This window comes from Agromyces bracchium, assembly GCF_009709675.1.
GTDB classification, from domain to species: Bacteria; Actinomycetota; Actinomycetes; order Actinomycetales; family Microbacteriaceae; genus Agromyces; species Agromyces bracchium.
In genome coordinates this window covers 151205-173432 of the sequence record NZ_WMLB01000033.1, presented here as the reverse complement: position 1 = coordinate 173432, position 22228 = coordinate 151205, and the positions used below count along the sequence as shown (strand labels likewise).

Here is a 22228-nt window from a genome sequence, read left to right as displayed (position 1 = left end):
CTCGGCATGCCGGATTTTGCCAGCCTTCCTCAGTTAGGCTCCACTCTATGTCTGCCCAAAATCGAACGATGAGCGATGCCGCCGCGGGAATCCTCGGCTTCGTCGGCATGAGCGCGCTCGCCGGCATCCTCGTGACTGCCGCGGTGACCCCTGCGCTCGCCGTCACGGGCATGGCCGCGAACAACAGCATCAACATGTTCGAGAACCTCCCGGCCTACCTCAAGGTCGGCGAGCTCTCCGAGAAGACCGACATCTACGCGACGCGATCCGACGGTTCCGAGGCGCTCCTCGCCTCGTTCTTCGACGAGAACCGTGAAGAGGTCCCGTGGGACGCGATCAGCCAGTACGCGAAGGATGCCGCGGTCGCCGGTGAGGACCCGCGGTTCTACGAGCACGGCGGCATCGACATCCAGGGCACGGTCCGCGGTGCGGTGAGCACCGTGACCGGTCGCGACGTCCAGGGCGGTTCGTCGATCACGCAGCAGTACGTCAAGAACGTGCTCATCAACAACGGCGTGAACGCGGCGCAGACCGAGGAGGAGAAGGACGCGGCGTACGCCGAGGCGACCGAGGTCTCCGCCGAGCGCAAGCTCAAGGAGATGCGCTACGCGATCGCGCTCGAGAAGGAGTCCTCGAAGGACGAGATCCTCCTCGGCTACCTCAACATCGCCGCCTTCGGCGGACGCGTGTACGGCATCGAGTCGGCCTCCCAGTACTACTTCGACACGAGTGCGAAGGATCTCTCGCTCGCCCAGGCCGCGAGCCTGATCGCGATCGTCAACCACCCGGAGAAGTTCCGCCTCGACCGGCCCGACAGCGAGGAGAACGGCGCCAACACCGTCGTCGACGGCGAAACGGTGCCGTACGCCGCCAACAAGCAGCGGCGCGACTACATCATCGACGAGATGCTCGAGTACGGGAAGATCACGCAGGAGGAGCACGACGCGGCGATCGCCGAGCCGATCGCACCCAAGATCACCGAGCCGAGCACGGGCTGCCAGACGGCCGGAGGTTCCGCGTACTTCTGCGACTACGTCGCGAACGTGATCCGCAACCAGTACGACCTCCCCGAGACCGAAGACGTCAACGAGGGCTCCGTGCTGCTGCAGCAGCGCGGCCTGAAGATCTACACCACGCTCGACCTCGACCTCCAGAACCGCGCCGAGACCGCGATCGCCGAGAACATCCCGTTCACCGACCCGCGCTTCGACGTGGGTTCGGTGGCCGTGAGCGTCGAGCCCGGGACCGGGCGGATCCTCGCGATGGCCCAGAACAAGAAGTACTCGGCCGACCCCGAGGTGCTCGAGAGCAGCAACGAGTACTCGGCCGTCAACTACAGCACCGACCAGGACTACGGCGGCTCGAGCGGCTTCCAGCCGGGTTCGACGTACAAGGTCTGGACGCTCGCCGAGTGGCTCAACGAGGGGCACTCGCTGCTCGAGTCGTTCAACGGCTCGAAGCGCGCGTTCACGCACTTCACGAACTCGTGCGAGGGTGACTTCGTCGGCTCCTACGAGCCGAACAACGACGACTCGACGACCGCCAACAACGCCGTCGAGGCGACGAAGTGGTCGGTGAACTCGAGCTTCATGGCCATGGCCCAGCAGATGGACCTCTGCAACATCAAGAAGACCGCCCAGGCGTTCGGCATGCACCGCGCCGACGGCGGCGACCTCACGATGTACCCCTCCGACGTGCTCGGCACGCAGGAGATCGCGCCGGTCACGATGGCGGCCGGCTTCGCCGGTATCGCCAACGACGGCAATACCTGCACGCCCATCGCGATCGACAAGATCGTCGCATCCGACGGCGAGGAGATCGCCCCACCGAAGTCCACGTGCACCCAGTCGGTGACCCCGGATGTCGCGCACGCCATGCAGTACGCGATGCAGCAGACCTTCAACGGCGGAACGGCGTCGCAGTCGAACACGGGCACCGGCGTGCCGCACATCGGCAAGACGGGTACCACCGACTACGCGTTCGACACCTGGATGAACGGCGCCAGCAAGGAGGTCGCCACGGCGGTCTGGGTCGGCAACGTCACCGGTGGCGACAACCGCACGAGCCTGCGCTCGATCGACTTCGCGAGCGGCTACGGCGCGTCCGCGCGTCACCGCATCTGGAGCGCGATCATGGCGGTCGCCGACAACAAGTACGGCGGCGGCGCGTTCGCCGAGCCGAAGGCCGAGTACTTCAAGCAGGTCCTCGTCGACATCCCGAACGTGGCCGGCCTCAGCGTCGACGCCGCGAGGCAGGCGATCGAGGCCGCGGGCTTCCAGTTCGAGCAGGGCCCCGAGGTCGACAGCGACCAGCCCAAGGGCATGGTCGCGGGCACGGATCCGTCCGGCCAGGCCGGCCGCGGCTCGCTCGTCCGCGTGCTCATCAGCAACGGCAAGGTGGCGGGTGTCCCCGATGTGCGGGGCATGGACCGCGACTCCGCCGAGTCCACGCTCGAGGGCGCCGGATTCAGGGTCCAGGTCCGCGAGGAGGACACGACCGATCCGAGCCAGGACGGCGTCGTGATCTCCCAGTCGCCCGACGCGGGAGCATCGGCGAAGGCCGGTGATCGAGTGACCATCGTGGTCGGCAAGCTCTCGGCCGGAGGGCCGACGCCACCGGGCGGCAACGACGGTGGAGGCAACGACGGGTGAGTCCTCGAGCCTCGAGCGCCGCCACGCAGATCGCCTCCGCGGTCGGCGTGGCGGCGCTCGCCGCACTGGCGTGGGGAAGCTTCGTCGAGCGGACCCGCTGGACGCTCCGTCGGGTCGACGTCCCCGTGCTCCCGGCCGGCTCCGGGCCGATTCGCGTCCTGCACGTGTCCGACCTGCACATGGCGCCCTGGCAGACGTCCAAGCAGGCCTGGGTCGCCTCGCTGGCGGCACTGGAACCCGACCTCGTCGTCAACACCGGTGACAACCTCGGGCACGAACGAGGCATCGAGGGCATCCGGCGGGCGTTCGCACCGTTCCGGGGTGTACCGGGAGTCTTCGTCAACGGCTCCAACGACTACTTCGGCCCGGTGCTGAAGAACCCGTTCAGCTACTTCGGCGGCCCGTCAAGACAGGTCGCCCGCGCGAAGCGACTCGACACGAAGGCGCTCCACGACGTGTTCGCCGATCTCGGATGGACCGACATCGACAACGCAGCGACCAGCATCGACCTGCGTGGAACGCACCTCGAGTTCTTCGGCGTCGACGACCCGCATCGCGGCTACGACCGCCTCGACCTCATCACCGCCGCGATCGACGACCTCCGCTCGGAGGACCCGCTCGGCGACGAGGAGTGGCCCGACCGGCCCTCCGCGCCTGCGCCGAGGCCCACGGTCACGGTCGGCGTCACGCACGCGCCGTACCAGCGCGTGCTGAACTCGTTCGTCACGCACGGTGCGCAGCTCATCCTCGCGGGTCATACGCACGGTGGCCAGGTCTGCGTGCCCGGCTACGGGGCGCTCGTGGCCAACTGCGACATCCCCCGAAGGCAGGCGAGCGGCCTGAGCGTGTGGCGCCACGGACTGCGCTCGGCGTTCCTCAACGTGTCCGCCGGGCTCGGCACGTCGATCTACGCACCGGTGCGCTTCGCGTGCCCGCCTGAGGCGACGCTGCTCACGCTGACCGCCGTCCGCTGACGCCCGCAGCACCCCCTCCGGCGAGGCCCGCGAGTGGTCAGCGGCTCCGGAAATATCCGCTATCCTTGTTGAGGCCCACGGGCCACCGGGGTGTGGCGCAGCTTGGTAGCGCGCTTCGTTCGGGACGAAGAGGTCGCAGGTTCAAATCCTGTCACCCCGACCATCTGGAAGCCCCTCCTTCGGGAGGGGCTTCCGTCGTCTCCGGGACGAGTTCGCGCAGCAGACCCCGCCGGCCGATGCCATCATCGGGACCCGGCTGCCCTGCCGAGGGTTCAGACGTCCCCTGCGCTCGCCTGACGGCCACGGGAGCCCTCCGTCGAGTCGTTCCTCCGGTCCCGCCCGCTCGCGGCCCTCAGGAGCATCTCGAGAGGCCCGCGGCCGACATAGCGCCGCCACAACCACGCGAACACCATCGAACCGACGACCAGGCCGACGAGCAGCCCCCACGAATCATCCGTCACGACGCCGTCGGGGCCGACCCGCTTCGACAGGGAGAGCACCACGAGTTGGCCGGTGTAGATCGTCAGGGGCATCGTTCCCATCGCAGTGATCGGCGAGAGCAGCGTCGAGGCGACCCGGCGCACGGGACCCACCGCGAGGACGGTGATCGCGATGGCGCCGGCGAGGACGCACAATCCGACCCCGACGTTGCCGATCGTCTCCAGCGAGGCGCGCACCGGGATCATCCAGTCCTCGGTCGGGTCGGCACCGAGCACCTGGTTCTCGGGCATCATGGCGGCGATCGGCAGGCACACGGCCGCCGCGGTCACGCCGGCGAGGGCGTACCAGCGAACGATCGAGGCCGCAGCGACATCCAGCCGCGCGAGGCCGAGGCCGATGAGCATCACCGGTACCCAGATGATCACGGGGTAGGCGCCGGTGAGGAACCAGTCGACGATGATCCCCGTGTCGCCGGATGCAGCTGCCTGCAGGACCGGATCACGCTCGGCGAGGGCGGCGAACGCCGGCGCGACGGCCAGCAGGACGCCGCCGGCCGCGAGCGCGACGCGTGCCGGGATGAACAGCAGCGGAACCATCACGAGGAATGCGATCCCGTAGACGTCGAGGATGACGATCACGAGCGGGCGCAGCAGCGCGATCACCAGCAGGCCGATGGCGAGCAGGATGACCGCCCGGATCGCGATCTGCCGTCGCAGCTCTCCGCGGTCGTTCACGCGTGGGCGGGTGGCGCCGGTGATCAGCCCGAGGCCGACGCCTGCGGTCAGTGCGAAGAGCAGGCGCGGCCGCTCATCGGCGAGCGCGATGAGCTGCGACACATCGGGAGAGGCCACGGCGGGCGCGACGTGCGCCACGAACATGCCGATGAGCGCGATGCCGCGCGCGGCGTCGACCCCGGCGATGCGCGACGCCGGACGGCGGCGGGCCTCGGTGCGGGTTTCGACGTCCTCCTGCATGCGGCCCCGCTCATCGCCCCGTCAGGGACGACCCAGGCCGTGGTAGGTCCAGCCCGCGCTGCGCCACGAAGTCGGATCGAGGACGTTGCGGCCGTCGATGACGGTGTGGCTCGCGACGAGATCGCGCACGGTGGCGGGGTCGAGCTCGCGGTACTCGCTCCATTCGGTCACCAGCACGACGAGGTCGGCACCGCGGAGCGCCTCGGTGGTCGAGGCCTCGTAGGCGAGTTGCGGATGCCGCAGCCGGGCGTTGGCCAGACCCTCCGGGTCCGTGGCGATGACGTCGGCACCGAGGCCCTTGAGCTGCACGGCGACATCGAGTGCGGGCGAGTCGCGCACGTCGTCGGAGTCGGGCTTGAAGGTGACACCGAGGACGGCGACGCGTCGTTCGTTCACCGATCCGCCCATCGCCTCCACGGCGAGGTCGACGACGCGCTGACGGCGGCGCAGGTTGATCGCGTCGACCTCCTTGAGGAACGCGACCGCGTCGCCCCGGCCGAGCTCTTCAGCCCGGGCGGAGAACGCCCGGATGTCCTTGGGCAGGCACCCACCGCCGAAGCCGACGCCGGCGTTGAGGAACCGGCGGCCGATGCGCGCGTCGTGCCCGATCGCGTCGGCGAGCTGCGTGACATCGGCCCCGGTCGCCTCGGCGATCTCGGCCATCGCGTTGATGAAGCTGATCTTGGTCGCGAGGAAGGCGTTGGCGGCGACCTTGACGAGTTCGGCCGTCGCGTAGTCGGTGACGATGCGGGGCGTGCCGGCATCGAGGGCCGCGCGGTAGATCTCGTCGAGCGTCGCGGCGGCCGCGTCGTCGGCGACGCCGTAGACGAGACGGTCGGGCTCGATCGTGTCCTTCACGGCGAAGCCCTCGCGGAGGAACTCCGGATTCCACGCGAGCGCGGCGTGCGGGGCGACCTCGGCCAGCCGCGCCGCGAGGCGCGTCGCAGTGCCGACCGGCACGGTGCTCTTGCCCACGACGAGGGCGCCGTCGGCGAGGTGCGGGACGAGGCCCTCGAAGGCGGCGTCGACGAAGCGGAGGTCGGCGGCATGACTGCCGGCCGTCTGCGGCGTGCCCACGGCGAGGAAGTGGACCTCGGCGTCGGCGGCATCCGCCATGTCGGTGCTGAAGCGGAGGCGACCGGAGGCCGTCGCGGAGGTGAGGATCTCGGGGAGCCCGGGCTCGAAGAACGGCGGGCGGCCTGCGGCGAGCTCGCCGATCTTGCGCTCGTCGACGTCGATGCCGATCACGTCGTGGCCGAGTTCCGCCATGGCCGACGCGTGCACGGCGCCGAGGTAGCCGCAGCCGATGACCGAGATCTTCATGGGGTCCTTCCGGTGTGGACCGCGCCCGGAGCGGGCAACCGCTCGGGGAGCGCGGCCGTGGATTACCTGCACCGACGGTTCGCGCGCGCGAACGGAGTGCATTGACAGGGTAGTCGGTCCGGGCTGAGTCGATGCCGACGCGGCCACGGGTCACCCGCAGGCGGCCTCCTCGAGCTTCACCGCGGTCGCGTTGATCATCGGCGTGGTCCGCACCTCGGTCGGCCCGTGTTCGCCGATCGTGCCCTCGAACGTCGCGCGCACGACCGCGACCTGGCCATCGACGAGGTCGACGGTGAACTTCTCCGCGGGCCGTCCGAGATCCACGACCGACGGCCCTGCCACGGAGTTCAGCCCGCCCTCGAGGACCTCGACGGATTCGGTCGTGGCGTCCACCGGCCCGTAGAGGAAGACCTCGGTCCGGTAGAAGTCGTAGAGTCCGCTGTCGACGTACGACGGGAGCTCGACCTCGGGGAGGTCGAACTGCAGCCGCACCTCGACCTCGTACGTGGGCGCTCCCGGTGTGCAGGCGTCGGTCGTGACCGTCGCCTCGGTGTGCAGGTACGTGTCGATCTTCGACGAGGACCGGTCGCGGAAGTAGACGCCGAGCACGCTCGATCCGTCATTCGCCTGCGGCAGCGTCCCTTGAAGACGCGTGCCGTCGAACAGCGCCTGCGTGACGGGATCGTTCGACCACATCATCAACGAACCTGAGCCTGCGACATCCGTCACTGCCTCGGCCATCGCCCACACGTCGTAGTCGACCGACATGATCCGGTCGAATACCGCGGATGCCGCAGCGGCGAAGTACTCGTCGGATCCCGCACCATCGGGGTATCGGAAGTACGCCTCGTTGAGCAGCTTCGACACGACGTTGTCGCTCGTGAGCTGCTCGCCCTCGGTGGTCGTGACGGGTCCGGTGACCTGCAGCAGCCGCGACAGTCCGAGCGGGTCGAGCGAGATCACGACGTCCGGTGTCACCCCCTGGTCGCGCTGCCAGTACGCCGAGATCAACTGCGCCGCCGTCGGGAAGTCCGGGCGGCTCGTCGTCGCATTGACCTGGTTCAGGAGGATGTCGTCGTACAGCTGTTCGGCACTGTCGTCGAGTTCGACGTCGACCGGCACGACATGGAAGTCGCCGCTCGAGACCTGGCGGGTCACATCGACGGCACCGGCGCCGACGGTGAGCAACGTCTGCGCCGCCGGACCGCCGCCGAGCGCCGCCGCCTCGGCGTTGTTGAGGAACGCGAGCACGACGTTCCTCGGGCCGTTCACGCCGAGAAGCTCGGTGACCGCGGTGAGGGCACCGTTCACCTGCGGGATCGCCTCGTCCGCGGTGTCGAGCAGGCCATCGAACTCGGCCACGGCCTCAGCGACCTGCGGGATCGTGGAGTTCGAATCGACTCCGGCGAGCTCGGCGCGCAGGCCGGTGACGATCGAGGCCGCCGACGTCGAGATCTCGCTCGCCGCCCGGAGCGGCGCGACATCGAACCCGCCCGAGGCCGGGTCGCGCTCGAGCGTGAACTCGCCGAGCATGGTCGAGGCGGGTGTGACGACCTCGGCCGACAGGTCGTTCACGCCCTCGGCGATGATGCGCACGGCGCGGAGGTTCTCCCCTGCGACGGGCACGAGTTCGCCGATCCGCCAGATCGGCGAGGTCGTCGGCATGACGGCGTCGGAGCTCGATACGTCGAGCTGTGCGGCGAGCGCGGGCAGGTCGCTGAAGCGCTGTTCGGTGGCTGCCGTCTGGTAGGCGGACACAGTGGCCTTGGAGGCCTCGAGATCGTCGCGGACCGCGAGCGCATTCGCGCCGATCCACCACGCGGCGAGCCCGCCGCCGACGACCAGGAGGGCGAGCACGCCGAGCATCGACCAGGTCCAGGCCCGCGCGGTCGAACGACGTCGGGGCGACCGCTCGCGGGTCCGGTTTCGAGGCGGGTTCGGGTCGGAGGCGCGGGCAGGCGCGCGAACGAGGTGCGGGGACGTCACGAGCATCCATCGTAGATGGGCGTTCGTGGGCGCCCGGCCCGCGCGAGCACGGTGGCCGTCGGGTCGGCTCAGCCGCAGGTCGCCTCGACGACCTCGACGCCGGTGCGGTTGATCATGGGGGTGGTCCGCACCTCGACCGGAGCATCGTCGGGCGTGCCCGCGAAGGTCGCGCGCACGACGGCCGTCTGGCCGTTCACCATGTCGACCGTGAACTTCTCGGCGGGCCGGCCGAGGTCGGTGACGGATGGGCCGGTCGTCGTGCCGTTCGCGGGATTCGGGACGGCGACCTCGGTCGTCGACCCGGCGGCGGGCCCATAGAGGAAGACCTCCGTGCGGTACGCGCCGGGCTCACGCGAGTCGATGTACTCCGGCAGGGCGAACTGCAGGTCGGCCGGGATGTCCATGCGCAAGGTGACCTCGACGGTGTAGGTCGGGGCTTCGGGGGTGCAGGTATCGGTCGTGACCTTCGCCGACGTGTGCAGGTAGTAGTCGATCTTCGAGATCGACCGGTCGCGGAAGTAGACCCCGACCACCGTCGCGCCGAGGTTGGTCTGCGGCAGCGTTCCGTCGAGCCGCGAGCCTTCGAAGAGCGTCTGCGTCGGCTCGCTCTCGGTCCACATCATGAGGCTGCCCGAATTGGTGACGTCGATGAGCGCCTGCGCCATCTGCCAGATGTCATAGTCGCCCGCCATCATCTTGTCGAACATGGCAGCGGATGCCGCGGCGAAGTACGCGTCGGACTCGGCGCCGCCCTCGGGGTAGCGGAAGTAGATCTCGTTCAGGAGCTTCGAGACCACGTTGTCGCTCGTGAGCTGCTCGCCACCCGGCAGGGAGACGGGACCGGTCACCTCCAGAATGCGGGCGACCGCGATCGGGTCCGTCATCACGATGGTGTTCGGCCGCATCCCGAGGTCACGCTCCCACCGGGCTCCGATGAGCGCCGCGGCGGTCGGGAAGTCGGGTCGGCTCGTCGTCGCGTTGATCTCGGTGCGCAGGATGTCGTTGTAGAGCTGATCGGCGCTCTCGTCGAGCTCGACGCCGATCGGCGCCTGGGTGTCGAGTTGGGTGCTGGAGACCTGGCGATCGATCTTCACCGTGCCGTTGTCGACGCTGAGGAGGGTCTGGGCGGCGGGACCGCCACCGAGCGCGGTCGCCTCGGCGTTGTTCTCGAAGGCGAGGAGCACGGTCTGCGGGCCGTCGATGCCGAGCATCGCGCCGGCTCCGGCGAGCGCGGCGTTGATGCCCGGCAACGTCTCCTGGGCGCTCGCGACGACGTCTCCGAACTGCGCCACGGCATCCGAGACCGGACCGATCGTCGCTTCGGTGTCGATCCCCGCGAGGTCGTCTTCGAGTCCGTCGAGGATGGTCTGCGCGTCGGCCGCGATGTCGGTCGCCTCACGCATCGGAGCGAGGTCGAGCGCGCCGCTCTCGTCGCGGGTGATGGCGAACTCCCCGACGAGCCCGCTCGCCGGCTGGACGACCTGCTCGGAGACGTCGTCGACGCCTTCGGCGATGATGCGCACGGCGCGCACGTTCTCCCCCACGCCGGGCACCCACTCGGCCATTCGCCAGACGGGGTTGGCCGTCGGGGCGGCCGCGCTCGATGCCGCAGCCGACAGGTCGTCGGCGATGGGTTGCAGGTCGTCGAACCGGCGTTCGTCGGCGGCCTTCTGGAAGGCGACGACCTGAACACGCGCCTCCTCGAGGTCGTCGCGCACCGCGAGCGCGCTCGTCGCGAGCCACCACGCGGCGAGTCCACCACCGATGATCAGGATCGCCAGAAGCGGCCAGAAGATCGAGTGGAAGATGATGCGACGACGACGCTTCTTCCTGCGGCTGCCGCTGTCGCTGCCGGAACTACGGTGCTGCCGCTCCGGGGCGAGCACGAACTCGGGGGTCGTCACGATGCCCAATGGTAGAGGGGAGATGCCGTGATCCGACCGAGAACCGGATCACGATCGCGACACACCATCAGTAGGCGCCCTGCGCCCTGAGCACGGCACGAGCGGTGCGGTAGAGGATGATGACGTCGCCCGTCAGGGACCAGTTCTCGACGTAGTAGAGGTCGAGGCGCACGCTGTCGTCCCACGAGAGGTCGGAGCGCCCCTGCGTCTGCCAGAGACCCGTGATGCCGGGCCGAACGAGCAATCGTCGTCGCGCCCATTCGTCGTACCGTTCGACTTCGGACGCCAACGGCGGTCGCGGCCCCACGAGCGACATCTCGCCGCGCAGAACGTTGACGAACTGCGGCAGCTCGTCGAGGCTGTACCTGCGGAGGACGGCTCCGATCCGAGTGACGCGGGGATCGGACCGCATCTTGAAGAGCACGCCGTTGCCGTCGGTGCGATCGAGCAGGGTCGGCAGCTGGGCCTCGGCGTCGTGGACCATCGAGCGGAACTTCAGCATGCGGAAGCGCTGGCCGTTCAGACCGACACGCTCCTGCGAGTAGAACGCCGGGCCGGCGCTGTCACGGCGGACGAGCACGGCGATCGCGAGGAAGACCGGGCTGAGGACGATGAGGGCGATCGTGGCGACGACCAGGTCGAACGCGCGCTTGGCCGCGTACTTCCGGCCGCTGAACTCGGGGTAGTCGACCTGGATGAGCGGCAGCCCGGCGACCGGACGCGCGTGGATGCGCGGGCCCGCGACATCCGTCAGTGCCGGTGCCACCACGAGGTTCGTGCTCGTCGCCTCGAGCTGCCAGCCGAGTTCGCGCATTCCGCGCGGGTCGATCGTGTCGGCGCCGGTGAAGACCACCGTGTCGGCGCGCGCGGCCAGCAGCGCGTCATCGAGCGCATCGTAGGCACCGAGGACCGGGATACCGGGCACGAGATCGCGAGTGGATCCACCGTGCTCGGTGACTGCCCCGACGATCTGGATGCCCGAGACCCCGTCCCGCTCGATCTGCTGGGCGACGTGCACCGACTTCTGGCGCTCGCCCATGAGCACGGCGCGGTGCAGGAACCGCCCCGCCGCTCGCTGGCGCAGGAGCCATTTCCGCCAGGCCCAGCGACCGGTGACGAGCAGTGCGAGCCCGAGCGGGAGCGCGACGAGCACGTAGGCGCGGCCGACCTCGGAACGCAGCAGGAAGGCGCCGATCGCGAGTACCGCGAAGACGCGGATGCTGGCGTCGGCGATGCGGCGGTACTCGGCCGTGCCGGCACCGACGATCGTGCGATCCCGCGTGGCGAAGATCGCCAGCGAGGCGAACCAACCGGCGGCGAGGACGGCCGAGACGAGTGCGTAGCTCAGCAGGTAGTCGGCGTCGCCGTCGAGGCCTGGGATGCGGAGCGACGTGCCGGTGGTTCCGAAGCGGATGAACTGGGAACCGTACACGGCGAAGACGATGACGACGAGATCGGTCACGAGCAGTCGGCGAGCGTACGCCTGCTGCCACTCCGCGACCACCTCGGCCGGGGTGGTCTGCGTCGTCTGCCGCGTGAGGGTCATGCACCACCTCCGCCGCGATGGCTCGGCGGCCCGATGACGGCCCCCGAGCACCCGCCGTTCGGGTCGGCGGGCAGGGACAGGCTACCCTGCGCGGTCCCCCAATAGGAGGACCGGATCGAAGTGCCCCCCCGAACTGGGGCGACCCTCGGCGGCGGTTCAGCCGTGACGGCCGTCCAGCACGCCGCCGCTCTCCTGCAGGTAGCAGACCCCGCAGAGCGATTCATAGGTGACCTCGTCCCCGTCGATCGCGACCTGGTCGCCGTCGAAGATGTACCGCTCGCCGATGCGGCGCCCGTTGAAGATGGCCTTCCGTCCGCACCTGCAGATCGTCTTCAGCTCCTCGAGGCTGTGCGCGACCTCGAGGAGGCGGCGGCTGCCGGCGAACGCGACGGTCTGGAAGTCGGTGCGGATGCCATAGGCGAGGACGGGGATGTCGTCGAGCAGCGCGATCCGGAGCAGGTCGTCGACCTGGTCGCCCGTGAGGAACTGCGCCTCGTCGACGAGCAGGCAGCTCACGTCGCGCCCGTTCGACTCGATGACGGGCGTGCGGTGACGCTGGAAGAGGTCGAGCACCTGGTCCCCCGGGGCGATCGTGAAGTCGACCTCGCGCACGACGCCGAGTCTCGAGACGATGTCGCGATCACCCTTCGTGTCGACCGCCGGCTTGGTCAGCAGCACCCGGTGACCCCGCTCCTCGTAGTTGAAGGCGGCCTGCAGCAGGGCGGTCGACTTGCCCGAGTTCATCGCGCCGTACCGGAAGTAGAGCTTGGCCATTACTCGAGCATTCCGTCCTCCGCCGCGCGGCGGATCAGCTCGGACCGACGGCCGGCGGGCCGGCCGACCCTGGCGTACTTGTCGCGAGCACGACGCAGGTACGTCTTGGCGGTCTCGTAGCCGACCTCCATGCTGGCGGCGACGTCGGCCGTCGACACCCCCTGGACGTAGAGCTCGACGGCGCGACGCTCGGCGGCGCTGAGCCCGGCATCCGGCGGGGCCGCGACAACGGGACCCGCGTCACCCGCCTGGCTGGCGCCGGCTCGGTCGCCGGACGCGCGCGATGCGCGCTCGCCCCGGAGCGCACGCCGAGCCGCCGCCACCACGGCGTCGACGGGCAGCGTCTTCGAGACGAAGGCGTCCGCTCCGGCGGCCAGGCATCGCTCGCGCGATGCATCGTCGTCGACCGCAGTGACCACGACCACGATCGCACCGGCGGCCCGGCACGCCCGGATCCGCGACTCGATCGAGACCGTGTCGCCGAGTTGGAGATCCATGAGCACGAGGTCGACGGGGAAGTCGGGGTGTCGGATCAGGTCGAGCCACTGCGTCGTCCGGATGACGACCTCCAGGTCGGGCGAGTGGTCGGCGATCCAGCTCGAGATGCCGTCGACGATGACGGCGTGGTCGTCGAGGATCGCGACCCGGACGACCTCGTCGGCGTCGGGCTCAGGCGTCATATCGGAACTCCACCCGCACATTCTCTCGCGTGATCTCGAGTTCGCCTCGCACGCCGACCGCACGAGCCACCGCGAGGAACCGTTCGACCTCGCGTCGCGTCGGCGACGAAGCGCCGTCCGCGTCCACGATCGCGAGCACGCTCACGATCGCGCCGCCTCCGTTCGCAGCGACCGAGATCCGGATCGATTCCGAGCGCCCGCCGCTGCTCAGCCAGGAGAGCAGCGCGGTCAGGGGCGGCCGCTGATCACTGCGCAGTCGTCCGGCAGTGGCGCCCGGATCCTCCACCGTGATCGGAACCTGACGAGCCGCTTCGATCGAGGCGGCGAGGTCGTCGAGCCAGGTCGACTCGATCCCCGCCTTCAGCGCCCGCCGCAGCAGGTCGGCGAGCTCGCGCGCACGGTCGGCATCCGCGACGCTGATCCGCTGGGAGTTCGTGATGTCCGCGAGGAAGGGCAGCACCTCCCGGCTCAGTACCGAGACACGACCCTGCTGCACCGAGCGGACGATCCCGGCGCGCAGTCCACCGTCGCGCTCGAGTGCGATCGAGTTCGCGTGCCGCTGCCATGCGAGGCTCTCGCGGACGATCGTCGCCGAGTAGGCCGCTCCGGCGGCCGAGAGCGCGAGCACGGCGACGGAGTTGACGGCCACGAGCGCGGCGGCACTGGCCTGGGTCGCGCTGGCACCGGCCGATCCGACCGCGAGGATCGCGAGGACGGCCGCGGCGACCGTTCCGGCCGCGAGCAACGCGATCCACGTGCTGAACGGCGCAAGGGAGAGGATCATCATGCCGACCACGAGCGGCCCGTAGTCGTCGTACAGGTACCGGTCGGCGCCGACCGTGCTCACGTACTCGGCGATCGCCCCACCGACGGCGAGCGCGACGGTGAACCACAGGCGATCCACCGTGAACGGAGCGCGGGCCGGCAGTGCCGACGTCGTCGCCACGGCCCCCGCGGCCGCGACGAGGAGGATGCCGAGGACCGCGGCGAGCGGCGAGGCGACCTCGCCCCAGTGCCATGCGGTCAGGGCGATCGAGGTCGCCACCGAGAGGACCGAACCGATGAGCACGAGCGGGGCCGCCGCCACGCCGCCGATCGGGTCGACCTCCTGTTGCGTGAGCCGGAGTGCGGTGCTCATTCGCCGCCCTCCGGGACTGCGAGCATCACGGTGGTGCCGACGCCGGGCCGCGACCAGATGCGTGCGCGACCGCCCTCCTGCTCGATCCTGCCCCTGATCGACGTGCGGAGCCCGATGCGGTCCTCGGGAACGCGATCGGGATCGAACCCGCGTCCATCGTCCACGACCACGACCGTGATCTCCCCGTCCGCACGCCCCAGGGCGACCTCGACGTCGCCGACGCCGGCGTGGCGGGCCACGTTCATGAGGCACTGGGCGACGGCCGCCTCGATCGCGGCGCGGCGCCGGGGACCGACGCCCGCGAGGACCTCGGGAGTACCCGATACGTTCACGGACAGTCCGGCGTCGCGAGCGATGTCGAGCGCCTCTGCGAGCGGTTCGGTGCGCCCTGGTGCCGCGACGGTCGAGGTTCGGCCGCCCCGGCCCGATCGGCCCGGGGCGCCGCCCGAGGTGTCGGATGCCTCGCCGCCGTCGGCTGCACGGAACACGGCGGCGACCGAACCGCCCGTTCCGGTCGGCGCTCCCACCGCCGCGGCGTCTTCCGTGTGCTCGGTGGCCCAGTCCCGTCCGACGATCAGCGTGAGGTCGTGACGGATCGCGGCGCGGAGGCGCTCGTCGACCGGGCCCGAGCCCGATGCGGCGATCGCGACGAGGTGGCTGAGGGCGGTATCGTGCAGGCGCGCGATGGCGCGCAGTTCGTAGTCGTGGCGGATGACGAGTTCACGCGTCTGCTGACTGGCCCGGTGCAACGCCGCCTCGCGTCGTGCGTCGCTGCGCGTCATGGCGTCGAAGACCCTCGTGACGATCACGATGCCGAGCGCGGCGGCCGCCGCCGCGTTCGGCGCCCACGTACCGCCCGCGGTCTCGGCCCCGAGGAACGCCGCCGCTTCGCCGAGCCCCCAGCCGAGTGCCGCCCAGGTGATCGCGATCCGCGATCCGATCCCGGCGCCGCCGACGAGCAGCAGCGCGGTGCGCGGCATGGCCAGCACGGCGTTGTTCGTGGTCTCGAAGCCGTTGCCCGGGGCCATGACGAGCACGGTGAGTCCGTAGACGACGGCGGTCCCGCCGAGGAGGTACACGACGGTGAGGGTGACGCTCGGATGGAAGGCCACGACCGCGAACAACGCGGCCTGCACTGCGAGCAGCACGAGCGCCGCGATCGCCGCCTGCCGATCCGGTCCGGTCTCGCCGGTCGGCTCGAGGACGATCGATGCGACCGAGATCACCATGGCCGACGCGAGGCACACCGCTCCGGCGGCATGCCCGGCGCTCGCGAGCGCCCGACTGAGGGACGCCTTCGCGAGATGCTCGGGCAGGCCAAGCGTCATGTGTGCTCCGATCCGGCCGTCGGGGGAAACGGCACTGGCCGGATTATCGCATTCGGCAGCCGATCGGCCCAGTCGCGCCATCCGCCGTCAGAAGAGCATCGCGGGAGCGGCGACCGCGTCGAGCGGCCGGTCGGAGGACGGCCGACCGGTCGCGCTGGATCGCACTCCACCGGTGACCGCGTCTTCGCGGCCGCGTTCGAGCCGGTGCGCGCGCATCAGTGGCCGGATCCGCGACGCGAGCCAGGTGCGGTACTCCTTCGGCGCGTAAGCGGCGGCTCCAGGGAACATCGCCCGGTACTTCGGCACGAGTTCCGGATGCTCGCGCGCGAGCCACGCGAAGAACCACGGCTTCACGGCGCCCCTCAGGTGGAGGGCCGAGTAGACGACGCTCGTCGCACCGGCCGCCTTCGCACGTCGCAGGGCCTCATCGAGGTGTGCCCGCGTGTCGGTGAGGAACGGGAGGATCGGCATGAGGAACACCGTGCAGTCGAAGCCGGCCTCGCGCACGGCCGTGACCGTCGCGAGCCGGGCCGCGGTCGTGGGCGTGCCCGGCTCGATCGCACGCTGGAGTTCGTCGTCGTAGACCGCGATCGACATCGCCAGGTCGATCGGCACGTGCTCGCGCGCGCTCGCGAGCATCGGCAGGTCGCGACGGAGGAGCGTGCCCTTCGTGAGCACGCTGAACGGCGTGCCGCTGCCCGCGAGCGCCTCGATGATGCCCGGCATGAGCGCGTAGCGGCCCTCTGCGCGCTGGTAGGGGTCGGTGTTCGTGCCGAGCGCGACCGGCTCGTGCCGCCACGACGGCCTGGCGAGTTCGCGCCTGAGCACGTCGGCGACGTTGACTTTCACGATCAGCTGCCGGTCGAAGTCGTCGCCCGCGCTCAGATCGAGGTACTCGTGCGTGGGCCGAGCAAAGCAATTGTGGCTGACCACGCCGTTCGCGACGAAGTCCTCGGTGCTCGTCGTGATGTCGAGCATCTCGATCTCAGTGCCCAGCGGTTCGACGGCGACGACGCGCAGATCAGCGTGCGTCTTGACCATCGCTCCGATGATCGCCTGACGATATTCCTCCGTCCGCTCGATTTCCGGCCCGGGAGCTCCACTACCGAACCCGATCAGCGAATTCCCGGTGGTGAGGTACGGACGACGCTTCGCTCCATGCATCGCGCCGGTGACATGCTTCCACCCGCGCTCGGTCAAGAAACGGTGATCTCCACTCGCCACGAGCGTCGTGCCGTCGGCCAAGGTGATCCGGTGGGCGCGCTTTCGCGTCGACCACTTGGCAAGCACCTTCGATGGCGCATAGCGCCGGTATCCGTCGCGCCGCACGGTACCGACCACCGTGTCGCCGGGCTCGATGTCGCGCAGTGCGCGCACCGATCCGTCCGCCATCGTGATCCGCGTGCTCGGGTCCAGGCAGTAGACGCAGGCGTGACTGCACCCCCGGTACGGGTTGATGGTCCACCCGAACGGCACGTACGACTGCCCGGGCACCCGGTTCAGCGCGGACTTCGCGAGCACCTCGTGGAACGTGAGGCCGGCGAACTCGGGCGTCTGCACCGACCTGACGAGGTTGTTCAGGCGAGCCAGGCCCGGCAGCGTGCCCTGCTGCTCGACGCCGAGTTCCTGCCCGTTCCACCGCATGCGTTCATTCGAACACATGTTCGAATCGGTCGCAAGCGGGCGCACCGCGCGAGGACACGTCGCCGCAACGTCTCCGGGCTACGCTGTGGCGATGTCCCGGACGCCGCCCGCCGACCATCCGTCGCAGACCGCGATGGCGCCGACACGCACGGCGACTGGCGGCCCCTCACCACGCGCGCTCGCGTGGCGGCGCCTCGTCCTGATCATCCTCGGCATCGCGTACGGGATCGGCCTCTGGACGGTGCTCTTCTGGCCCGTTCACGTCGACGGCGAGGGCGGGCTCATCCGGGTCGACGGGATCATCGACTTCCTGGCACAGATGGGGATGCCCGCCGGAATCCGCTACCCCCTCGTGCAGTCCGGCCTGAACGCCGTCCTCTTCCTGCCCTTCGGCGCGCTGTGGGCGGGGTGGTTCCGCCGCCAGCGCCTGCACCTGGTGATCTCGGCGACGCTGCTCGCGTCGGCCGCGAGCCTCGCCGCCGAGATCGCCCAGGGCCGCTACCTCCCAGAGCGCACGTTCGACCTCCGCGACGTGGTCGCGAACGGCATCGGCGCGGGCATCGGCGCGCTCATCGTGGTCCTCGCGGCCCGGCGCCCGCCGGCGCCCGATCCGAGGGCGTGACGACGGATGCCTCGGCGGCGCCGCGCGCGCCGAGCTCGAGTTCCTCCCCCGCCCAGCGCCGACGCAGCCATCTGTCGTGGCTCGCGACGATCACCGCACCCGGGAACCCGCCGAGCGCGTCCTCGAGTTCGCCCGCAAGCGCGAGCGAGAGGTGGTTCGTCGGCTCGTCGAGGAGGAACACGTGCGGCGGTGCGGCGATGACGAGCGCGAGCGCGAGGCGTCGCTGCTGGCCGACCGAGAGCCGTCCGACCGGCCGATCCAGATCGCGTGGCGAGAAGAGGCCGAGCCCGTCGAGCGGGACCCGCTCGGCGCGCCGCTCCCCCACGGTCCGCGCGTAGATCGCGCGCGGCGAGTCATCCGGGTCGGTGAACCGCACATCCTGCTCGAGCAGGCCGACGCGGAGCCCGCGGCGACGATGCACGGTGCCGTCGTCCGCCTCGAGGCGTCCGGCGAGCACGGCGAGGAGCGTCGACTTGCCCGCCCCGTTCCCGCCGGTCACGAGCAGCCGGGTCCCCGGCGTCACCCGCAGCGCGGCGACGTCGAGGCGGCCGCGCACCGACACGTCCGACAGGTGCAGCAGCATCCCGGACTCCTCCGGCAGCGCGTTCGCGCCCGCCGGGATACCCGTGAAGGCCAACGGCGCCGGCGGTCGGGCGACCTGCGTGCGCTCCAGCTCGACGAGTCGCCCCTCGGCGTTCCGCACGCGGCGCGAGACCGCCTGTTCGACGTTCTCGCCCTTGAAGTGCGTGAGGAACTTGTCGTTGTCGGTCGCGGCTCGCCCGTGGGCGACGCTCCTCGCGGTCTCGGCGACCGCGAGCCGCAATCGCCCGAGCTCGGACTGCTCCGCCTCGTACTGGCGTCGCCAACGCTCGCGCTCGCCCGCACGCACGGCGAGGTACTCGGTGAACGACCCGCCGAAGGCGGTGCCGGCGGATGCCGCGAGCGCCGCCTCCCGGTCGCCGGAGCCGTACGCCCCGCCACCGGTTCGCGCGAGCGCGACCGCGCCGCCACGGCCCGGATCGAGGTCGAGCAGCCCGGTGGCGACCCGGTCGAGGAACTCGCGGTCGTGGCTCGCGAACACGACCGGTCCGCGCCAGGCGCGCAGCCGTTCCTCGAGGAACACGGCCGCGCCGTCGTCGAGGTGGTTCGTCGGCTCGTCGAGCAGCAGCGACTCCGGCGCCGACAGGAGCAGGGCCGCGAGCGCGAACCTGCTGCGCTGCCCGCCGGACAGCTCGTCGATCCGGCGACCGCGGCCCAGGCCGCCGACGCCGAGTCCGTCGAGCAGTTCGTCGCGCCGCCGTTCGACCGACCAGACGTCGGCGCGTTCGGCGGCCTCGAGGGCGCGCGTGTAGCGTTCGGCCGCGAGGTCGGGCGGGAGGTCGGTGCGCGCGCCGGCGGCGGCAGCGCCCGCGAGGGCCGTCGCCGCGGCATCGAGCTCGCGCTCGATCGCACGCACCTCGGCGATCGCCGCCTCGATCACGTCGTCGACGCGGTCGTGGGGCGAGAACGGCAGTTCCTGCAGCAGCAGCCCCGTGCGCAGCGGTCGCACGATGCGACCCTGCGTCGCGGCGCCGGTGAGGTCCGCACCGGCGAGCAGCCGGAGCAGGGTGGACTTCCCGGCCCCGTTCTCGCCGATGAGTCCCAGGCGGTGGCCCGGGGCGACCGCGAGGCCGAGGTCGGCGATGACACGGCGGTCGCCGAAGGCGACGGAGAGGCCGTCGCCGCTGAGATGGGTGGAATGGGTGACGGTGGCAGACATATGGAAGGGATCCCTTCGCGAGATGCCCCCGGGCCGTCGGCAGGCGTCCGCGCGCTTCGGCGAGCACAGGCGACGCATCGACCGGCGGTCGTCGCGCGAGAGCGGCGACGACGGCCCGGGAGCGGGGTGGATCCCGCCGGGCATGTGCCGTCGTCGAGGCGAGCGCGAACACGGTCGCGATCAGTGCTGGTGCGCACACCCCGGTGTCGACGGCGCCTCGGGCGCGGGACGGTGGGATGTACTCACTTCATAGCGCCGTCGACGATAGCAGAGGTCGGGGCGTTCGAGAAGAGCGCGAGTGAGCGGATGCCGCGAGGGCGGGGTCTCCATGCGGGCGCTGCGCGTCCTACTCGACCACCGGGGTCTCGATACGGGCGCTCCGCGTCCTACTCGACCATCGGGGGCGAGTCAGGCCGTGATCTGCAGCGCGGCCGCGGTCCGGGCGAGCGAGGCCGCCGCGGCATCCGGGTCGTCGGAGAGCGTCGTGCCGTACGACGGGATCATCTCGCGGATCTTGGGCTCCCACTCGGCCATGCGGTCGGGGAAGCACTTCTGCATGACCTCGAGCATGATCGGCACGGCGGTCGAGGCGCCCGGCGAGGCGCCGAGGAGGCCGGCGATCGAGCCATCCGCCCCGCTGATCACCTCGGTGCCGAACTGCAGCACGCCGCCCTTCTTCGGGTCCTTCTTCATGACCTGCACGCGCTGGCCGGCCGTGATGAGCTCCCAGTCCTCCGACTTCGCGGTCGGCATGAACTCGCGGAGCGCCTTCATCTTCGCCTCGCGCGAGGCGAGCAGCTCGGAGACGAGGTACTTGACGAGGTCGAAGTTGCGGAGGCCGACCTGCAGCATCGGGACGAGGTTGTGCAGCCGGATCGAGAACGGCAGGTCGAACCACGTGCTCGACTTCAGGAACTTCGGCGTGAAGCCCGCGTACGGGCCGAAGAGCAGCGAGGTCTCGCCGTCGACGACGCGCGTGTCGAGGTGCGGCACCGACATCGGCGGAGCGCCGACGGCGGCCTTGCCGTAGACCTTCGCCTGGTGCTGCGCGACGACCTTGGGGTTCGTGGTGCGGAGGAACTGGCCGGAGATCGGGAAGCCGCCGTACCCCTTGATCTCGGGGATGCCGGAGTGCTGGAGCAGCGAGAGCGCGCCGCCGCCGGCGCCCACGAAGACGAAGCGGGCGCGCACGGTCTCGGGGGTGTTGCCGACGAGGTTGCGGATGCGCAGCTTCCAGGTGCCGTCCTTCTGTCGCTTCAGCCACGTGACCTGGTGGTCGGTGCGGATCTCGGCGCCGCGCGACTCGATGTCGCGGAGCATCTGGACCGTGAGCGCGCCGTAGTCGACGTCGGTGCCCGACTCGATGCGGGTCGCGGCGATCTTCGCCTTCGGGTTGCGCTTCTTGGCCAGCAGCGGCGCCCACTCGGCGATCGTGTCGAGGTCCTCCGAGTACTCCATGCCGGCGAACAGCGGCTCGCCGTCGAGCGCGTCGACGCGCTTCTTCAGGTACTCGATGTTCGACCTGCCGCGCACGAACGTCATGTGCGGCGTGGAGTTGATGAAGCTGTTGGGCTCGGGCAGCGCGCCCGATTCGACCAGGTGCGCCCAGTACTGGCGGCTGACCTGGAACTGCTCGTTGATCGAGACGGCCTTCTCGGCGCTGACGGTGCCGTCGGCCGATTCGGGCATGTAGTTCAGCTCGCAGAGCGCGGCGTGACCGGTGCCCGCGTTGTTCCACGGGTTCGAGGACTCCTGGGCGACGCGACCGAGGCGCTCGTAGAGCCGGATGCTCCAATCGGGCTGCAGCCTCGAGATCAGGGAGCCGAGCGTGGCGCTCATGATGCCCCCGCCGATCAGCACGACGTCGACGGTGTCCTCGGAATTCACGCGTTCCAGTGTATGGGCGCTCGGATGGACGCGATGACCACCGCGTCACCGTCGGATGTACGCGCTGACCAGCCCGGGCGCATGATCAGCGGCTCGTCAGAGCGCCTGGACGCCGCCCGCGATGAGCCCGATGCCCGCCGTGACGAGTCCGATCGTGAGCGAGCCCGCACCGATCCAGAGCAGCAGGATGGCGCGACTCGGCCTGGCGGGATCGCGCCCGAGCACGGAGAGGAAGAAGCCTGCCGGCATGAGGATCGCCGCGATCGGCACGCCGAGCCGGGCGACCCAGAGCCAGCCGCCCTCCAGCGCCGCGGAGGAGAGCACGGCGAGGATCGCGACCGAGAGCACGATGAGGACGCCCGCGTGCGCGTGCCCGGCACGGAAGAAGGACTGCTGGAGCGCGTTCGCCGGCGCGAGGCCGCGCGAGACGCGGGTGAGGAACCATCCGCCGCTCTCGACGGTCACGAGTGCGAGCAGGAGTGCTCCGATGAGGATGGTGTCGATCGGCGACGGCATGGCGCGGCCCTCCGGGTCCGGTGGCATGATTGGATAGCTTGACTCTCCAATATTAGAGAGTGTTGCTATCCAATGCAAGGA

Annotated in this window: 16 protein-coding genes and 1 tRNA gene; 4 read left to right on the top strand and 13 right to left on the bottom strand. The window is 70.3% G+C overall.

All coding sequences use genetic code 11. The annotated features are described in order from the left end of the window. Positions 1 to 68: 68 nt before the first annotated feature. The 3 genes from GJ743_RS14725 to GJ743_RS14715 all read left to right on the top strand — a co-directional run bounded on the left by GJ743_RS14725 (position 69) and on the right by GJ743_RS14715 (position 3788). Positions 69 to 2651 (top strand): transglycosylase domain-containing protein, encoded by a 2583-nt coding sequence (locus GJ743_RS14725; protein WP_230386807.1) that lies wholly within the window; start codon positions 69 to 71, stop codon positions 2649 to 2651. After that, positions 2648 to 3625 (top strand): metallophosphoesterase, encoded by a 978-nt coding sequence (locus GJ743_RS14720; RefSeq protein ID WP_376861896.1) that lies wholly within the window; start codon positions 2648 to 2650, stop codon positions 3623 to 3625. Before GJ743_RS14725 ends, GJ743_RS14720 begins: the two co-directional genes overlap by 4 nt. Before the next feature lie 86 nt (positions 3626 to 3711). Beyond that, positions 3712 to 3788, top strand: a tRNA-Pro gene (locus GJ743_RS14715). 109 nt (positions 3789 to 3897) lie between these two features. Here GJ743_RS14715 and GJ743_RS14710 read toward each other — a convergent pair. The 10 genes from GJ743_RS14710 to GJ743_RS14665 all read right to left on the bottom strand — a co-directional run bounded on the left by GJ743_RS14710 (position 3898) and on the right by GJ743_RS14665 (position 17363). Beyond that, positions 3898 to 5040, bottom strand: a complete 1143-nt coding sequence (locus GJ743_RS14710) for a DUF418 domain-containing protein (RefSeq protein ID WP_155052646.1) — start codon at positions 5038 to 5040, stop codon at positions 3898 to 3900. A gap of 21 nt (positions 5041 to 5061) precedes the next feature. After that, positions 5062 to 6363, bottom strand: a complete 1302-nt coding sequence (locus GJ743_RS14705; RefSeq protein WP_155052645.1) for a UDP-glucose dehydrogenase family protein — start codon at positions 6361 to 6363, stop codon at positions 5062 to 5064. Positions 6364 to 6513: 150 nt separating this feature from the next. Next, positions 6514 to 8349, bottom strand: coding sequence for a DUF4012 domain-containing protein (locus tag GJ743_RS14700; RefSeq protein WP_155052644.1), 1836 nt, complete (start codon positions 8347 to 8349; stop codon positions 6514 to 6516). A 68-nt stretch (positions 8350 to 8417) separates the two neighbouring features. Next, positions 8418 to 10253: a DUF4012 domain-containing protein gene (locus tag GJ743_RS20235; protein WP_155052643.1), complete on the bottom strand. Its 1836-nt coding sequence runs from the start codon at positions 10251 to 10253 to the stop codon at positions 8418 to 8420. A gap of 67 nt (positions 10254 to 10320) precedes the next feature. Continuing rightward, complete coding sequence (locus GJ743_RS14690; protein ID WP_155052642.1) at positions 10321 to 11799, bottom strand: sugar transferase; 1479 nt, start codon at positions 11797 to 11799, stop codon at positions 10321 to 10323. Between the two features lie 156 nt (positions 11800 to 11955). Next, the gene (locus GJ743_RS14685; RefSeq protein WP_155052641.1) at positions 11956 to 12573 is read right to left on the bottom strand and encodes a thymidine kinase; all 618 of its coding nucleotides are present in this window, start codon (positions 12571 to 12573) and stop codon (positions 11956 to 11958) included. Continuing rightward, complete coding sequence (locus GJ743_RS14680) at positions 12573 to 13253, bottom strand: response regulator (RefSeq protein WP_230386806.1); 681 nt, start codon at positions 13251 to 13253, stop codon at positions 12573 to 12575. The genes GJ743_RS14685 and GJ743_RS14680 overlap by 1 nt, the downstream gene beginning before the upstream one ends. Beyond that, entirely contained in the window at positions 13243 to 14391 is a 1149-nt protein-coding gene (locus tag GJ743_RS14675; RefSeq protein WP_155052639.1) for a hypothetical protein, read from the bottom strand. The genes GJ743_RS14680 and GJ743_RS14675 overlap by 11 nt, the downstream gene beginning before the upstream one ends. Further along, complete coding sequence (locus GJ743_RS14670; RefSeq protein ID WP_155052638.1) at positions 14388 to 15719, bottom strand: sensor histidine kinase; 1332 nt, start codon at positions 15717 to 15719, stop codon at positions 14388 to 14390. The genes GJ743_RS14675 and GJ743_RS14670 overlap by 4 nt, the downstream gene beginning before the upstream one ends. An 87-nt stretch (positions 15720 to 15806) precedes the next feature. After that, positions 15807 to 17363: an Rv2578c family radical SAM protein gene (locus tag GJ743_RS14665; protein WP_196217018.1), complete on the bottom strand. Its 1557-nt coding sequence runs from the start codon at positions 17361 to 17363 to the stop codon at positions 15807 to 15809. Positions 17364 to 17454: 91 nt separating this feature from the next. Between GJ743_RS14665 and GJ743_RS14660 the strand changes: the two genes are divergently transcribed. Then, entirely contained in the window at positions 17455 to 17985 is a 531-nt protein-coding gene (locus GJ743_RS14660; RefSeq protein WP_196217017.1) for a VanZ family protein, read from the top strand. Here GJ743_RS14660 and GJ743_RS14655 read toward each other — a convergent pair. The 3 genes from GJ743_RS14655 to GJ743_RS14645 all read right to left on the bottom strand — a co-directional run bounded on the left by GJ743_RS14655 (position 17933) and on the right by GJ743_RS14645 (position 22147). After that, positions 17933 to 19744, bottom strand: a complete 1812-nt coding sequence (locus GJ743_RS14655) for an ABC-F family ATP-binding cassette domain-containing protein (protein ID WP_155052636.1) — start codon at positions 19742 to 19744, stop codon at positions 17933 to 17935. The two genes, GJ743_RS14660 and GJ743_RS14655, sit on opposite strands and share 53 nt — an antisense overlap. A 408-nt stretch (positions 19745 to 20152) precedes the next feature. Then, a complete protein-coding gene (locus GJ743_RS14650; RefSeq protein WP_328289220.1) occupies positions 20153 to 21631 on the bottom strand; it encodes a malate:quinone oxidoreductase in 1479 nt (492 codons plus the stop codon). Positions 21632 to 21727: 96 nt separating this feature from the next. Further along, entirely contained in the window at positions 21728 to 22147 is a 420-nt protein-coding gene (locus tag GJ743_RS14645; RefSeq protein WP_155052735.1) for a hypothetical protein, read from the bottom strand. Between the last annotated feature and the right edge of the window lie 81 nt (positions 22148 to 22228).

Excerpts from the sequence above, each read along its gene's own strand:
- GJ743_RS14725 (WP_230386807.1), top strand. The coding sequence starts at position 69 with ATGAGCGATGCCGCCGCGGGAATCCTCGGCTTCGTCGGCATGAGCGCG.
- GJ743_RS14710 (WP_155052646.1), bottom strand. The coding sequence starts at position 5,040 with ATGCAGGAGGACGTCGAAACCCGCACCGAGGCCCGCCGCCGTCCGGCG.
- GJ743_RS14705 (WP_155052645.1), bottom strand. The coding sequence starts at position 6,363 with ATGAAGATCTCGGTCATCGGCTGCGGCTACCTCGGCGCCGTGCACGCG.
- GJ743_RS14690 (WP_155052642.1), bottom strand. The coding sequence starts at position 11,799 with ATGACCCTCACGCGGCAGACGACGCAGACCACCCCGGCCGAGGTGGTC.
- GJ743_RS14685 (WP_155052641.1), bottom strand. The coding sequence starts at position 12,573 with ATGGCCAAGCTCTACTTCCGGTACGGCGCGATGAACTCGGGCAAGTCG.
- GJ743_RS14680 (WP_230386806.1), bottom strand. The coding sequence starts at position 13,253 with ATGACGCCTGAGCCCGACGCCGACGAGGTCGTCCGGGTCGCGATCCTC.
- GJ743_RS14675 (WP_155052639.1), bottom strand. The coding sequence starts at position 14,391 with ATGAGCACCGCACTCCGGCTCACGCAACAGGAGGTCGACCCGATCGGC.
- GJ743_RS14670 (WP_155052638.1), bottom strand. The coding sequence starts at position 15,719 with ATGACGCTTGGCCTGCCCGAGCATCTCGCGAAGGCGTCCCTCAGTCGG.
- GJ743_RS14665 (WP_196217018.1), bottom strand. The coding sequence starts at position 17,363 with ATGCGGTGGAACGGGCAGGAACTCGGCGTCGAGCAGCAGGGCACGCTG.
- GJ743_RS14660 (WP_196217017.1), top strand. The coding sequence starts at position 17,455 with ATGTCCCGGACGCCGCCCGCCGACCATCCGTCGCAGACCGCGATGGCG.
- GJ743_RS14655 (WP_155052636.1), bottom strand. The coding sequence starts at position 19,744 with ATGTCTGCCACCGTCACCCATTCCACCCATCTCAGCGGCGACGGCCTC.
- GJ743_RS14645 (WP_155052735.1), bottom strand. The coding sequence starts at position 22,147 with ATGCCGTCGCCGATCGACACCATCCTCATCGGAGCACTCCTGCTCGCA.